The 13209-nt window shown below is 37.5% G+C and carries 13 protein-coding genes, 1 pseudogene and 1 other annotated feature; of the genes and pseudogenes, 3 read left to right on the top strand and 11 right to left on the bottom strand.

The genetic code is table 11. The features are described from left to right. Positions 1–145: 145 nt before the first annotated feature. The gene (locus tag PBN151_RS07765) at positions 146–1264 is read right to left on the bottom strand and encodes an RICIN domain-containing protein (RefSeq protein ID WP_072728560.1); all 1119 of its coding nucleotides are present in this window, start codon (positions 1262–1264) and stop codon (positions 146–148) included. Positions 1265–1995: 731 nt separating this feature from the next. Continuing rightward, positions 1996–2200, top strand: a binding site (T-box leader). 41 nt (positions 2201–2241) lie between these two features. On the opposite strand from PBN151_RS07765, the gene PBN151_RS07770 reads away from it, so the two are divergent. Together PBN151_RS07770 and PBN151_RS07775 are read left to right on the top strand one after the other, a co-directional pair. Continuing rightward, the gene (locus PBN151_RS07770) at positions 2242–3012 is read left to right on the top strand and encodes a nucleotidyltransferase domain-containing protein (RefSeq protein WP_072728561.1); all 771 of its coding nucleotides are present in this window, start codon (positions 2242–2244) and stop codon (positions 3010–3012) included. Between the two features lie 297 nt (positions 3013–3309). Beyond that, complete coding sequence (locus PBN151_RS07775; protein WP_227774507.1) at positions 3310–3654, top strand: transposase; 345 nt, start codon at positions 3310–3312, stop codon at positions 3652–3654. A 643-nt stretch (positions 3655–4297) separates the two neighbouring features. On the opposite strand, the gene PBN151_RS07780 is transcribed toward PBN151_RS07775, so the two are convergent. The 7 genes and pseudogenes from PBN151_RS07780 to PBN151_RS07810 all read right to left on the bottom strand — a co-directional run bounded on the left by PBN151_RS07780 (position 4298) and on the right by PBN151_RS07810 (position 9062). Beyond that, the gene (locus PBN151_RS07780; RefSeq protein ID WP_072728562.1) at positions 4298–5110 is read right to left on the bottom strand and encodes a DUF4097 family beta strand repeat-containing protein; all 813 of its coding nucleotides are present in this window, start codon (positions 5108–5110) and stop codon (positions 4298–4300) included. A gap of 160 nt (positions 5111–5270) precedes the next feature. Then, a pseudogene (locus PBN151_RS07785) lies at positions 5271–5504 on the bottom strand (ATP-binding protein); the annotation flags it as partial. Positions 5505–5663: 159 nt separating this feature from the next. Further along, complete coding sequence (locus PBN151_RS07790; RefSeq protein WP_175560655.1) at positions 5664–6386, bottom strand: ATP-binding cassette domain-containing protein; 723 nt, start codon at positions 6384–6386, stop codon at positions 5664–5666. 947 nt (positions 6387–7333) lie between these two features. Beyond that, complete coding sequence (locus PBN151_RS07800) at positions 7334–7750, bottom strand: YrvL family regulatory protein (RefSeq protein WP_072728564.1); 417 nt, start codon at positions 7748–7750, stop codon at positions 7334–7336. A 207-nt stretch (positions 7751–7957) separates the two neighbouring features. Next, on the bottom strand, positions 7958–8479 hold the full coding sequence (locus PBN151_RS07805; RefSeq protein WP_072728565.1) for a hypothetical protein: 522 nt from the start codon (positions 8477–8479) through the stop codon (positions 7958–7960). Next, positions 8476–8637 carry a hypothetical protein gene (locus tag PBN151_RS31135; RefSeq protein WP_175560656.1) on the bottom strand — a complete coding sequence of 54 codons (162 nt, stop codon included), beginning with the start codon at positions 8635–8637 and terminating at the stop codon, positions 8476–8478. The genes PBN151_RS07805 and PBN151_RS31135 overlap by 4 nt, the downstream gene beginning before the upstream one ends. Positions 8638–8840: 203 nt before the next feature. Further along, positions 8841–9062, bottom strand: coding sequence for a helix-turn-helix domain-containing protein (locus PBN151_RS07810; RefSeq protein ID WP_021260528.1), 222 nt, complete (start codon positions 9060–9062; stop codon positions 8841–8843). A gap of 170 nt (positions 9063–9232) precedes the next feature. Between PBN151_RS07810 and PBN151_RS07815 the strand changes: the two genes are divergently transcribed. Continuing rightward, a complete protein-coding gene (locus PBN151_RS07815) occupies positions 9233–9520 on the top strand; it encodes a hypothetical protein (RefSeq protein WP_021260529.1) in 288 nt (95 codons plus the stop codon). A gap of 95 nt (positions 9521–9615) precedes the next feature. On the opposite strand, the gene PBN151_RS07820 is transcribed toward PBN151_RS07815, so the two are convergent. From PBN151_RS07820 to PBN151_RS07830, 3 genes are all read right to left on the bottom strand, one after another. Further along, positions 9616–9984 carry a hypothetical protein gene (locus tag PBN151_RS07820; protein WP_072728566.1) on the bottom strand — a complete coding sequence of 123 codons (369 nt, stop codon included), beginning with the start codon at positions 9982–9984 and terminating at the stop codon, positions 9616–9618. 258 nt (positions 9985–10242) lie between these two features. Then, positions 10243–10875 carry a hypothetical protein gene (locus PBN151_RS07825; RefSeq protein ID WP_072728567.1) on the bottom strand — a complete coding sequence of 211 codons (633 nt, stop codon included), beginning with the start codon at positions 10873–10875 and terminating at the stop codon, positions 10243–10245. 183 nt (positions 10876–11058) lie between these two features. Then, positions 11059–13203, bottom strand: coding sequence for a DEAD/DEAH box helicase (locus tag PBN151_RS07830; protein WP_072728568.1), 2145 nt, complete (start codon positions 13201–13203; stop codon positions 11059–11061). Between the last annotated feature and the right edge of the window lie 6 nt (positions 13204–13209).

Consider the following 13209-nt stretch of genomic DNA (forward strand, 5'->3'; position numbering starts at 1 on the left):
GACCCTTCACGGGTTAGTCCCTTTTGAGAATCAGACGAATCTTACTTATTCGGGCCAAGGGCCAAAGTCCTTCCGATTACGCGAGAATATGAAAAAAACAGCTAGATCAATTTGATCTAACTGGTCATATGAATTCCTACCCATATTAATTTAAAAGTACCAACTTCCACTTTTGGGCAGCGGTCCCGTTATCCGTCCAGATCTGCACGTTCGTACCGTCGTTCGTGCCTGATGCGGATACATCCAGAGCCTTATTGCTGTTACTATTAATTAGTTTATACGAGCCATCTGTATTGCGTATGAAACTCCATTTCTGTGCACCTGAACCGTTGTCATCCCAAATCTGTACGTTTGTACCGTCTGCTGTCCCCGAACTTTGCACATCCAGTGCTTTGGCACTAACCGCGTTAATCAGTTTATAGGTGCCATCTTGGTTTCGATACATTGTCCAACGCTGAGCTGCTGATCCGTTATCTGAATAAATCTGAACATTTGTGCCATTCGCTGCCCCTGATCCTTGAACATCCAATGCTTTTCCACTGTTTACATTAATTAATTTATAGGGTCTTCCCACAAGCACATCGTTGCTAGTCAAGTTTGGATCCTTGGAATATTGCTGCCATAACTGATCGACAGACTGGCCAGTTACGTTCACCCATAATTGTTCACTATAAGTTCGGTTACGAAGATTGAAGTCCATCTCATTGACAATCGACGGACGGATCCGATTTTCCAGCCATACGAAAAAGCGAGCTGTAACTTGGTAACTATCCGTATATTTTTGATTAGGGCTATAATTAGGCAGGGACCATCCTGCCGAGCCATTATTTACGCCATATTTGTAACGGGCATAGTCCGCGATCCCTTCGGTCATCCATCCGGGACTCCCCCCAGGGTAGGCTTGAACGATATGCATTAACTCATGGGTCACCGTATCGATATCTTCCGGATTCTTTCGCAGCCAATTAGAGCTGAATCTAACATTTCCCCCTCCTGCTTCCGCAACACCAGAGTATGTCGGATCAATTGTAAAATATACTTTCTGAGCTGCCTGACCATTGAAACGTGCAACCATTTGAGGATATACGATAAAGAAGGTATCAATCATTCGTTGTTTCACTGTCGAATCAAAAGAAGGATCCTCGTTATTCACTTCTAATGTGTAGGTTCCGTCTGTGTAGGAAGCAGTCTCGGCAGAGACCACCATCACTTCAGAACCGAATAGTACCAGCATCATCAAGATCATTGACAATTTTCGAATCAAATCCTATTCCTCCTTGTTGGATCTAACTAGCTCATATCGCTGTAAATCCTTGGTTCCAAGCGTACCGGATGTCATCGATTACAGCCGGGAATTTCGCTTAACGCACGTCAGCAACGTGTTTTGGCCATATAACACCAGGGACATGCGATATCGCTGATAATTTCCACCTTCATCGAAACGCTCCTCCTTTCCGCCCCCTATAATCCATAGCTGTTCCGTTACTTTAGCGATAATGATCCCCCCAGAGCCGTGGCCTACCAGGAAATATTATGCAGTTTATTCCTTTTTATGAAGTCTATTACTGATTTTGCGTTCACTTTATGGGTTACTTTAGGATCGATCTGCCCTCTAACACTTCCGCATAATTAGGCTCATCGAATGAGCTTACAAGGTCAATTTGTCCAGAAAATAAAGGCAATACAAACGAAGACATTAATATTCCTGTCAGCCTTTAAAAAGTAAGTTTTATACTGTACCATCGAGTCGTTATCAAAGAGACTTAACCATAAAATAAAGTATTTTCTTAGTGCTTAAGTTAAGATAAGTCCCCTGTTTAAGCATTACATGCTACCCGCGTAAGTTCTTTAATAGGTGATTGGAAATGGAATATAATGAGGAGGACGTAGCCCAAGCGATGGCGCGGGAGCGTTCTTTTTATTGAACTAACGGGCAGTTATCTTGAGCAAGTTCTTGACTAAGGTGACGGGAAAGAGTAATATTTAACCAATATCCGTAAATCAATGATGGAACAAAAGTAAATCATTAAACTCTTCACAGGAAAGGGTTTCATGACTGAGAAAACCCTAGAGTACTGATTGAAAATGCCAGTTCCAGAGTATGGCTAATACCCATCGGTTTGACCCGTTATAGTCAATTAAGGTGGCTGTGTGAAAATACAGCAACCTGGGTGGTACCGCGATTAATATCGTCCCAGAGCATTTGGCTTTGGGACGTTTTTTATTTTGGGAGGAGTCTGTATGATATTAGAAAAAGTTATAAATAGAATTGTAATACAAAGTGAATATAAGGATTTTGTTGATAAGTATATAGATAATATACTTACCGAATTTAAAGGTAAGATTCATAGCATTTATATGTGTGGCTCGATTCCAAAAGGAACTGCTAAACCTTTCAAGTCAGATGCAGACTTTACTATTGTATGTGTAAATCCCAAAGATATTGATTACGAAAGATTGTCAAATATTAAAGACAGGCTTTTGGAAGAATATCCAGTATTAACTAAGATTGATACGACAATTTGCTCGATTGACGATGTATTAAGTAAACCAAATGATTGGGGTTTTTGGGTAAAGATAATTTGTGTTTGCATATATGGTCATGACGTTGGTGAAAAAGTACCACCGATAATTATTTCTCCAGAGTTCATTTTAGACTTAAATACAGAGACCAAGAAAGAAGTAGATCGTATTCATAGTTTACTTTCTAATGCTAGTGATAACACAATGAAAACTAGATATATTAAAGGTTACTCTAAGAGATTAATTCGTGCATTATACTCTTTGGTTTTAGAAGATACAGGTGTATGGCAAGATGACATTATTATGATGAAGAATGCCATATTAAACTATTGTGAGATTGACTCCGCTTTAGTTGATTATCTGTATGCTTGTTACTTGGATAGTAATAATGTACTTGTTGAAGAGTTTCTGGGAATTGCAGTTGAAGTATATAGCTATTTTGAGAACGCGTTAAATGCAATGGCTGCTTCCAGAACTTCCTTCGACTAACACCATATTGACGCTTCGGGTCACTCTGAGAAGCGAGTGACCACATCCAGCCCCCTAAGCCCGTCGGGACGTCACTGCATTAGGTGTTCGGCAAGCCTCACAACTATAAGCAGCGACTCTAAGTAAAACATAAGACTATTGAGCTAACGGCGAACGTTAGTTCAATAAATAGGCTTTTATTCTTTGTATTACTGGAACCAACGGGTAGGCATTATTCATATTTAGTTGTTAGAGTTCTATTAGATCGAGGCTATTCTATTTATCAGGTTGAAAATAAAGCTGTAGTCCTTTCCTATCATGAGTGAATCTATGGCCTGTAAATTTATCGGCGCTATTGGTGATATTGAACGTTTCTCAACATATTTAGAGCTTAAAAAGTACCTTGGTGTAGCTGCGGAGAATAAAATTTCGGGCACATCCGTTTTTAAGAGTAGGCAGACATACGAGGGTGTTAGAAATACTCGCAGAGTTCTATTCTTAATGACTTTGCTACTAATATCTCCAAAAATAAGTGAAAATAGTTTTCGTGTTTACTATAAGCGTTTAGTTGATCTAGGAATGGCGAAGAGAAAAGCAATAGGGCATGTATGCGGTAAGATTGCCCAAGTTTTATACTCATGCCTTAAAAACAATGAACCGTAAGATCCTTTCAAACACGCGAGCAAAATGGGAGTAATCCTTGACGGTGATAAAGTAAGATTAAAGATCCCAAGAAGATTACGAACGCCAAGCGGATGAGTTAGCAGATGACGATGTCTTATAAACGCCAGCATCTTACACTGTCTTAGACCGAACATAAATAGCCCATTGCCATGTAAAATTGGAAATAAGAAGCTTCCAAGATTACGGTGATGGGCTCATTTACATTTTCTAAGCACTACACTACATTAGACTGAATGCTGCAGGGCATGTTTGGTCATCGGCGTACCGATCGGCAGCACGGCCGCATCCGGAAGGATCAGGATCACGGGCTCCTGCGGGGACATGAGAAAAGAGCGTATCCTATTGGACACGCTCTTTTCTTAATAAATATTTGTAATTCTTGCAGTTAGATTTTCTTTGTCGGTTCTCAATTTGGAACAAATGATATCGTTCTTATTGCATCACGAACTGTTGCTTTTCCAAGCTCATTCACAAGGACTCTATCCATTGAGTTGGGTAGAGAAGTGCAAAGGAATGCTAATTATCCCCTCATAGTGCTATATAAGAGCTTTGAATCTAGTTTCTGCTCTTATGGAAGGTTATAATCTCGATGATTATGGCAAGCCAGGCACGATGATGACACTTAATTTTTGAACGTAATTTCACCCACCTGTGTGGAAATGTTAAGCGTTGCACTTTCGGATTGAGCCTTACCAACATATCCATGGAGTTCTTTGGATACAACCTTTGTGGTATTTGTTTCTTTTTCAAGAGCAACCTGATTATCGATAGTTCCTATTTTTGTTGATAGATTCACATATAGAGGTGCTGGTTGATCAGGTAGAGCGAATTCGACGCGACCAACGTCAGTAGATATGTTACTGCTTTCCATACCAATTACACCCGTTACAGTAACGTCGCCAGTATCGCTGCTCACATTTAAGTGTTGGAGCAACAATTCTGACTCAACGGATATGTTGCCAACTTTATTATCTATCTCAAGGGATTTCAATTCTTTATACGGAAGACGAATCGTTAAAGATGGCAATGGCCCCGTATTTATGATCTTTAGTTTATTTTCAAGGATAATCTGTAATGTCCCATCTTGGATCGACGTAGTCACGTTGGTATCCATTCCTTGTGAATTGCCCTTGGATAATTCCAATTCTGCTTGATTGATTTGTTTGTCGCCTATAACTGTAACTATAGCAGCGTTACTCTGAATTTTTAGGGAATGAATGTTAGTTACATCTATTTGAGAAATATCCCCTTTTACTGCGTTCGAGACATTTCTCATGTCCGATGTTCCTGAATGTACAATTGTGTTTGTCGATATAGAAGAGTTTTGCTGGAACAAACTTGGTGTACTAGTGACGGAGGATTCTTTCATACATCCGGCGAGTCCGATACTGGCAGCGGCCAGGAGAATCATAGTTAACTTCATATTGTTGCTCATACGTTTATCTTCCTTTCTTCTGCATTAGATGTGTTGATTAACCAGTATTCGAATGGAATCGTTCTTACTATATGCTCATACTCTTTTCATACTCTTTTTTCCTCTCGCTCTCTCATAACTAATCTTACAGGTCGTATTCTTCTTTTTTCTTACTTTACTCTTACGAAATTCTTAAGCTGACTCTATGTGCGATGATGCTCATGAAAAAAACTTTTTTTAATGGAACGGTAAGCACCGTTAACTCATAAGGCTTGCTGCGCGCCCATACTCTCCACCAACCACTTCGTAATGGTAAGACCCAGCCCGCTGCCTTGATAGAACTTTTTCCGCGAATCTTCCAGCGTATACATCATTCAAACACATGATCGATATGCATCGCATAAATCCCTCTCCCGTTCCCATATTTCCACAAGTAGAACGAAGAGCAAATAGATCATACCCTTTCCCCCTCACCAAATAACAATAGTAAAAGGACACAATAGAGCTTATTATTTTCTCTACCGTGCCCATCTGAATTCTCTTGTATTAAAATGTGTTGAATTGATTTTTTTCATTACTCTGCTTGATGTAGCAAGAGGTTTTGATAAAATGCTGAGTCTGGATCGCCGTTTTCGCCTTTTTCGGTAAATTGCTCATACGTTCCTTGAAATCTTATACTCCCTTTATGCAATAAATGAATTTTACAATGTATATTTCGAAATTCATGTAAAGTGTGAGTAGAAAGAATGACTGTAGAACTTGTGCCAAGAGTAAGCCTTTCTATTCTTTTTAAAATTTGCAATCTTGCTTCGGGATCAACTCCGGAAGTCGGTTCGTCGAATACATACAGCTTCCTTTGCATAAGCGTAACCGCCAAAATACTTAAGTATCGGCGCTCGCCTATAGATAACTTACCAAATTGGGTGTCCCATACTTTTTCCATTAACTCAATTTCTGAAGATTCCATGTATTTATCGGTATATGGAGTATTCGAAACTTCTATACTATTATTGTGATCCGTGTACAAAAAAAACCGAAACAAATCCTTCCCTTTCAAAGTCGAAGGAAACGATAACCCCTGTAACTGATAAATAATTTCAGAATGGTTAGGTACACCTTTGATTTCTCCGGGTCTTGGGATAACATTTGTAATCAAATCAAAAAGCGTCGTCTTGCCGGAACCGTTTTTTCCTATAATGACGTTTACTATACCCGGTTTAAAATCTACAGTTAAATTTTCCAAATTACTCTTATTACAATTCTTATGCCTATAATTTAAATTCTCAATTGTAATCATATGCCTGCCCCAATTCATGTTCGATTTGTCGGGGATACGATTCTTGTATATCTCATCCCCAAAAGTCCGATAGCCGTATATAAAATCAGGCCGAATACGATATGAGCCGAGCCAAAATTCATATATTCCCTACCCGTTATGAATTCTGCTATTAATAGATTCAAAGCTCTAACCAGTTCTAATGGATTAATATATAACAGCAGGATTCCCCACGACAATGATTGCGACAAATTATTAGCGGTTATTAACAAAAATACAAGTAGGAGCATATTCAATACAGTAACTAGTGATTCTTACTTCATCGGGAAAATCATAAGTATTAAAAAGAAGAACATTATCGGAATTGCCCCGATTAAGCCCGCAACGACGGAACTAATCATAAATAATATAATTTCTGTAGGGTTATGTAGACTGCATAAGCTGGTCACTAGAGAAAAGATGAGGATCGAAAGAATCAGGAAGGATAATTGCGTTAAGACTTTTCCTATAATCATAGGATACTTCGTGCCCGAAACGAATGCGAACATTTTCAAGAAGCCATCTTCTCTCATACGGATCAAACTTGTGGTAACCTCAATAGACATAACAAATGTAATATAGGCTAAGAACATGCTGGCTTGATATTGAAAAAAAGAAGCTTCTGGCTTAGTCATGATCCAATTGTAATGATATACGAAAAAGAGAATTAAGGGTAAAAGCAAGTACCACAAGAAACTCACTTTCTGATTCAACGTTATTTTTGCATACAATCTAATATACTCTCGAGCAACTGACAATGTAACGTTCACTCCCCGTTATCCGAATGGAATCATTTTAATGTTAAAAACACATGTCCGCCTCGTTCCTGTATTGCAAAATCATTCGTTTATAAAGTAGGAGTAATTGTGCAGTAAGAAGTCTTCAATATCTGGTTTATTGTTTTGGAGTGTATCAAAGTTGTGGGGGTATTATAATGATTTACGATCCTGTTCTTTTCTCCGAAATAGCGAAGTATCGATCAGATAGATAATAAGAACAAAACCAATCTCAGAAAAAATAGAAAAATGAACGGATGTCATCCATTCATCAATCAGATGAACGGCAATAAAATCGAGGAGTATTCGGAAAATAGCGTCATGATACTGCTTAAAATGCTGACCAGTAGAGAGGAAATACCTTGTCTTCATAAAAATAAAAAACACTTTGGTAACCGCGTCAGCAACGAACGATAGACCGATAAACAGAAATACCGATGTCCACGATTCGTATTGAATCCCTAATACTTCGAAAATACCAATATGGAAGAATAGGAAAAAGGCAGCCACGCCGAACAGTATAAAAAGCAAGAGTATACCTACAATTACAATAGGAATTATCTTTTTCATAAATTCTTTATTCCTTTTCGTTTTTACACTCACCATCATTTATTTGTAAACGGCCGAGAAGTCGAAAATGACGACCCGGTTATTTAATTCCAGATCCGCTTCTTGTCATATTGCTTTTATTCTACTTGCACTTTTTTCTCTCTCTCTCCAACTAATTGTAGCCGGCCCAGTAATCCGAGGCGTCAATTAGTGTTACCTGCTGTTACACTACTTAGTTTCTGCATTAAATTCTCCAATCATGTTTATATCTTGAAGCGCTTGTCTCCTTATGCGTTCATCGATAAGATTCTGTCCTTCAGTTGATTTAAAAAATTCGCTTACTTCATTTCTTGTAAACATAGTTTTATTAGATAATGACTTTCGAATCCTCTCTGTTTTAAAACCAATTAACGTTATTGCAAGTCCTAAGCTAATTAATGAAATTGCATCACTCCATGCATTAACGGCCTTAACAGGAATGTCAATTCTTAAATTTGGCAGAACTATTATTGCGATTACTGCACAGCCTAGACAAGTTGAGCGTAGAATTTTTAAGTAATTTACCTTAAAGCCTCTCCTATCTTCTATTCCTTCTAAAATGTATTCAATTACGTCCAATAGTATTAAAAAGAACGCTGCAATTGATACATATAATAACCACTTCCCAGTTGCATTAATTATTGGTGTTAGCCTTAATACTGATAAAACAATAAAACCAATGCCAACTACTTTGGTGAACGTGGTAGTCAAGAGGTTTCCTCCTTACATTTTATTTGGGCTTTGGGAATTGTAGATAAATCCATTGCCGCAAGAACTTCTTTTGCAACGCTTGACCCAATCCGGTATTCGGCAGATTTCAATAATTTTTCTCTTATATGTTCTTTATCTTCATTTTGCAGGGTCTTCACCTCTTAGTAATTATTTCGCCTAACGTTCTCGTATGTACGACACGACCCGGCCTTTAGATAACTCTTATCTTAGGTCGGGTCGGTGTTGTTTTAATATTCTGTTTTTTAGCATCTAACAACCAAGGGGCTAAAGCTCCGTAGCAGCATAGATACATTGTTATACGACGGGGTACTTCTTTGATTTCCCACACTTCTTTTTTCTTTTAGGTTCTTTCATCCTTCATTCGTTCAGGAATATGCTCCAACAAATCACCAGGTTGACAATTTAGTGCTGAGCAAATTTTATCGATTACTTCTAATGAAACATATTCATTAGTATTTAACTTTGCCATTGTTGCAGAAGAAATCCCTGTCATTTTCAATAAATCTTGCTTCTTTATTTCCCTATCTATCAGCAATTTTTGTAATGGTTTATAACTGATCATCGTGAACTCCTCACAAAGTAGTTAAATATTTCTTTAATTATATTGAACAATCTTTATTTAATCAAAATTATATTTGTGTTCTCTTGACTCTTTCATTCAATATGTTAAACTTTTATTCAAGAAAACAAATTTTACTTTTTAATCATAAATGATATAAGGAGGTCTTATTCTTGCTAAATTCATTGGAGATAAATATTGACCCACTAGTTCGTACTCGATTAAAATCATTGCACAACGACCTTACAATTACAGATACTGATTTTTTACGATTTTCAAATGAAGCTATACAACACTATAAAGCAATCCGAGAAGCCCTGCCTGACAACCTCCAACATACCTTTTTCCTCTATGAAAATGCCCAAAGCTCTAAACAGACATTACTCGAAAGTAAAATTTATCTACATGGTTTTAAAGATGCCATATATCTCTTTGAAGAACTACATAGTTCTAGATTTTAAAAGCTTTTAAACGAAGTGGGTTAATAGAACAGCGTTTTTATGAGGAGAGGCGGGCATATAAGCTAATTAGCATCGAGAAGTCCTTATGTCGAATTCTAATAATTATGCCTCCTTGCTAGTTCCCATTTCATAAATAAATTTATATCACTTATAGCATCTAATATTGTACCTTTATGCTCTAAATTATTTTTTAGTTCTTTCAAAATGATTGGTTTTACTAGTCTTTTATCCAACTGTTTTTTAGTTCTTGCAATATGTGCTAACCCCAATACAGAATTCGCTCTTACATGTGGATTATCATGTTGCGCTAATTTAAGACATATATCTTGAGCAAACTTCCAATTGTGATGATACATTCCAACTGAAAGTGGTAAATATATTAGTTCTTCTACTTCTTGATGAGTTAAAATATCTTTTATTTCCTGATCTGTATATTCTTCAATATGCTTATAGATTCGCTTCATAGTACTTGCTCCTAGATATAATCTTTTCATTCCTAGCTGATTTCATAAACGTCTCTCGTATCCATGACGCCTCGCCACCTTCAGGTCACAAAGTGACCAGCCGCAATCCGGTTAAGTGGCGTGGGTGTGTCCGGCTGATAAAGTTTCTTCGAACTCTGATGTACCTTACTGAAATGCATCGATCTCCTATCGGATCAAGAGCCGAATACTCGATGTGAGTATGGTGTTATGTGAGGTAGGCGCCTCCTTGAGATACAATCACCAAGGTTCTTTAATCCATGTTTCTTTCCGAGCTATTAATAATTCATTGTCCTGAAGATTCGAGAAAAATATTGACTCGTCGATAGCCTCATAATATTTCATAATGTCTTTATTTATTATTGCAGCATCAAACATCCATATATTTTCCAAGTCGTTCTGTACAAATGCTTCCCAAGGACGGCCATCCGTTGCTTCATTAGTAAAATACACACCAGATTGATTGGGTAAATGTTGTGAGAATGAATTCATTAACTTCCATATCACTGATCTATGCTCTTCTCTTAATACGTAATCTAATTGACTTTGTACAATCTCCTCTGTCCAGAGAAGAAAGCTAACTTCAAGCCAAGATTGCTGCAACGCTTTGAAGGATTTTGATGTCCATCCCATCACAAAAGGACGAATATGTATAAGTTGTTCAGCGATTATAATTTCTTTTGTTACTTCTCCCCCACTCACATACATAGAGCCGTCCTCATCTAGCGCCCATTCTAGTCCACTAATAGCAGAAATCATTTCAGCATCTTTAATCCCGCAGTCATTTAATGTGCTTATAAAGTCAAGTATGATCTCTTTTATATTACTTTGATCACACTTTATATAAGTCTGAACTTGAGAATATTCAGGCATCTTATCCCTCATTTCATCATTGCGTTTATTTTAGATCACCGAACTCAACTTTTTCATTACTAGAAAACTTCTTTAACTCATAAAAATCTTCATCTGTTATTATGGCTTCTCTTTCCCCTATTCGTTCTATTAAAATGTAGTTCCTGCCAAATTTCTGCGTACATCGATAAAATCGTTCCATATTTATTCTTCAATATTAATCACAACAAATTCCTTGTTTTTCAGGAAATCAATCGCACCTTTGACATCCATCTCATGTGCGATATGCATTTCTATTAGCAAATCAGCCGGCAGCATTGAAGAGTATTTAGATGCAAACCACTCATTCTCTTTCACATATTCAAGCAGTTCATCTACAAACCATTCTTTGTATTTTAACTGTTCTAACACTTTTTTTAGTTGATTGAACGCGACACCATTCAATTGAATTCTACATACGCTATCACATACTCGAGACTCTAAACCCATTGAACGAAACATCAACGTCAAAGTTTTAGCTATTTTTGTACCGGTATAGCTTTCAAACAACACTTCATCTCTTTTAATCCAAAAAAACCTCTGATGATTACCTATTCTTGATAGCCGATAATTTTTTCTAGCGTCCTCAAGCGTCAAAGTACCCTCATCATTCATGTAATTGAACGTTTTATCTGAACAAAGGATCTCCATCATCTTTTCTGCTACTCTTGGATGCAACTCCCCTGAACCACCTAAATAACGAGGAGGCTTCGCACTTACTGCTTTTATAACGCGTATTTTGTTTCTATTCTCATCAATATCGACTATTGTCCATAACTTACCCGCCAAAATCACATTGTCATCGACTGCAATTGGATACCCTTTATCTAACATCCCTATTACTCTTGCACCATCAAAAACCTCATATTCTTCTGATGTCATAAAGACTGGATAGAATTCCTTCCCTCTCATCAGACGTTCTCCCGCTAGCCCAACAACAAACACATTTTCTCCCGGTATCAATTCAAGATACTCATACTGAAGCATGTGTTCGATTAGCATCACAATTCGCTCAGCCTTGATATGATGAAAAGAACCATTGTTCTTAATTGAAACAAGCAAATCATCTAGTGTCATTCCATTGAACCCATGACATAACGAAAGGATTTGATGGAACATAATATCATACGGAGCGCTATACCCTGTAGACGGTTCAACCCACTTTTCTAACACCAGTTCCATTACAGCTAATGATTGAATCAAACTATCCATAGAGGTTGTATATAGTTGCAGTATTTGACTCTTATCTGATTCTCGACCAGAACGACCCAAACGCTGCTTTAACGAAGAGACCGTGAATGTATTATCAATTTGAATGACCAACTCTATTTTTCCAATATCAATCCCTAATTCCAACGAACTCGTCGCTATAACACTCTTAGGTACCGTAGCAGTTGCTATTGTCTTTTCTACATATTCACGCTCTTTTTTATCAATTGACGAGTGATGCGGGTAATACGTTTCTCCAACACCCTCCCGCTTCGCTAATCGATTAAGGAACACAGTAGTCTCCTCTACACCACCGCGACTGTTACAGAAAATAATCGACTTTAAATTCCTCGTTAAAGATCTAATGTCTTCGTAAAGTTCAACTGGCTTTTTGTTTTCTTCATCCAACGGAAAGTGCATTAAGTAGTAATTGAGTTCTTTATCTCCCTCATCCGTTTGCAGCACTTCAACTTGGTTAGGGTTTTCATAATTGATCCATTCTTTAACCAATTCGAAATTATCAATTGTCGCTGACAACCCAATAATACGTGGTCTTTTATCACAATAGGTTTCCAAGCGAGATATAAGAGAGCGTAACTGCACACCACGGTCTTTATCGATGAAAGAGTGAATTTCATCAATAATAATAAATTCGATATCTTTAAAGATGCTCCGAATATACTCTGTTCTATTTACAAATAAACTTTCAATCGACTCTGGAGTGATTTGTAATATTCCAGATGGATCTTTAACAAATTTCTTTTTCTGACCGTGGTCAACATCACCATGCCAACGATTTATTTTAATTTGATTGTATTCACATAACTTCTCTATTCGTTCGAATTGGTTGTTTATCAGGGCTTTTAAAGGCGATATGTAGAGAACCTTCACTTTTTCTCTTGCTTCCTTCTCCACAAGACTAAGCACTGGTAAGAAAACTGCTTCAGTTTTCCCCGAAGCAGTCCCTGAAGACACTACTATATCTTTATCTGTTTGAATAACCACTGGGATAGTCATTTCTTGAATGACCGTGAATCTTTCCCATTTCATATCCCAAACCTTTTTCCTCATAGAATTCGATAACATATCAAATGTACTCATTCGCCA

Origin of the sequence: Paenibacillus sp. NAIST15-1 (assembly GCF_001894745.1) — a bacterium.
GTDB lineage: Bacteria > Bacillota > Bacilli > Paenibacillales > Paenibacillaceae > Paenibacillus_B > Paenibacillus_B suaedae.

What these genes read in the sequence shown, in the direction of transcription:
- PBN151_RS07825 (WP_072728567.1), bottom strand. Translation starts at nt 10,875, where the DNA reads ATGCCTGAATATTCTCAAGTTCAGACTTATATAAAGTGTGATCAAAGT.
- PBN151_RS07770 (WP_072728561.1), top strand. Translation starts at nt 2,242, where the DNA reads ATGATATTAGAAAAAGTTATAAATAGAATTGTAATACAAAGTGAATAT.
- PBN151_RS07830 (WP_072728568.1), bottom strand. Translation starts at nt 13,203, where the DNA reads ATGAGTACATTTGATATGTTATCGAATTCTATGAGGAAAAAGGTTTGG.
- PBN151_RS07800 (WP_072728564.1), bottom strand. Translation starts at nt 7,750, where the DNA reads ATGAAAAAGATAATTCCTATTGTAATTGTAGGTATACTCTTGCTTTTT.
- PBN151_RS07780 (WP_072728562.1), bottom strand. Translation starts at nt 5,110, where the DNA reads ATGAGCAACAATATGAAGTTAACTATGATTCTCCTGGCCGCTGCCAGT.
- PBN151_RS07775 (WP_227774507.1), top strand. Translation starts at nt 3,310, where the DNA reads ATGAGTGAATCTATGGCCTGTAAATTTATCGGCGCTATTGGTGATATT.
- PBN151_RS07820 (WP_072728566.1), bottom strand. Translation starts at nt 9,984, where the DNA reads ATGAAGCGAATCTATAAGCATATTGAAGAATATACAGATCAGGAAATA.
- PBN151_RS07810 (WP_021260528.1), bottom strand. Translation starts at nt 9,062, where the DNA reads ATGATCAGTTATAAACCATTACAAAAATTGCTGATAGATAGGGAAATA.
- PBN151_RS07790 (WP_175560655.1), bottom strand. Translation starts at nt 6,386, where the DNA reads ATGATTACAATTGAGAATTTAAATTATAGGCATAAGAATTGTAATAAG.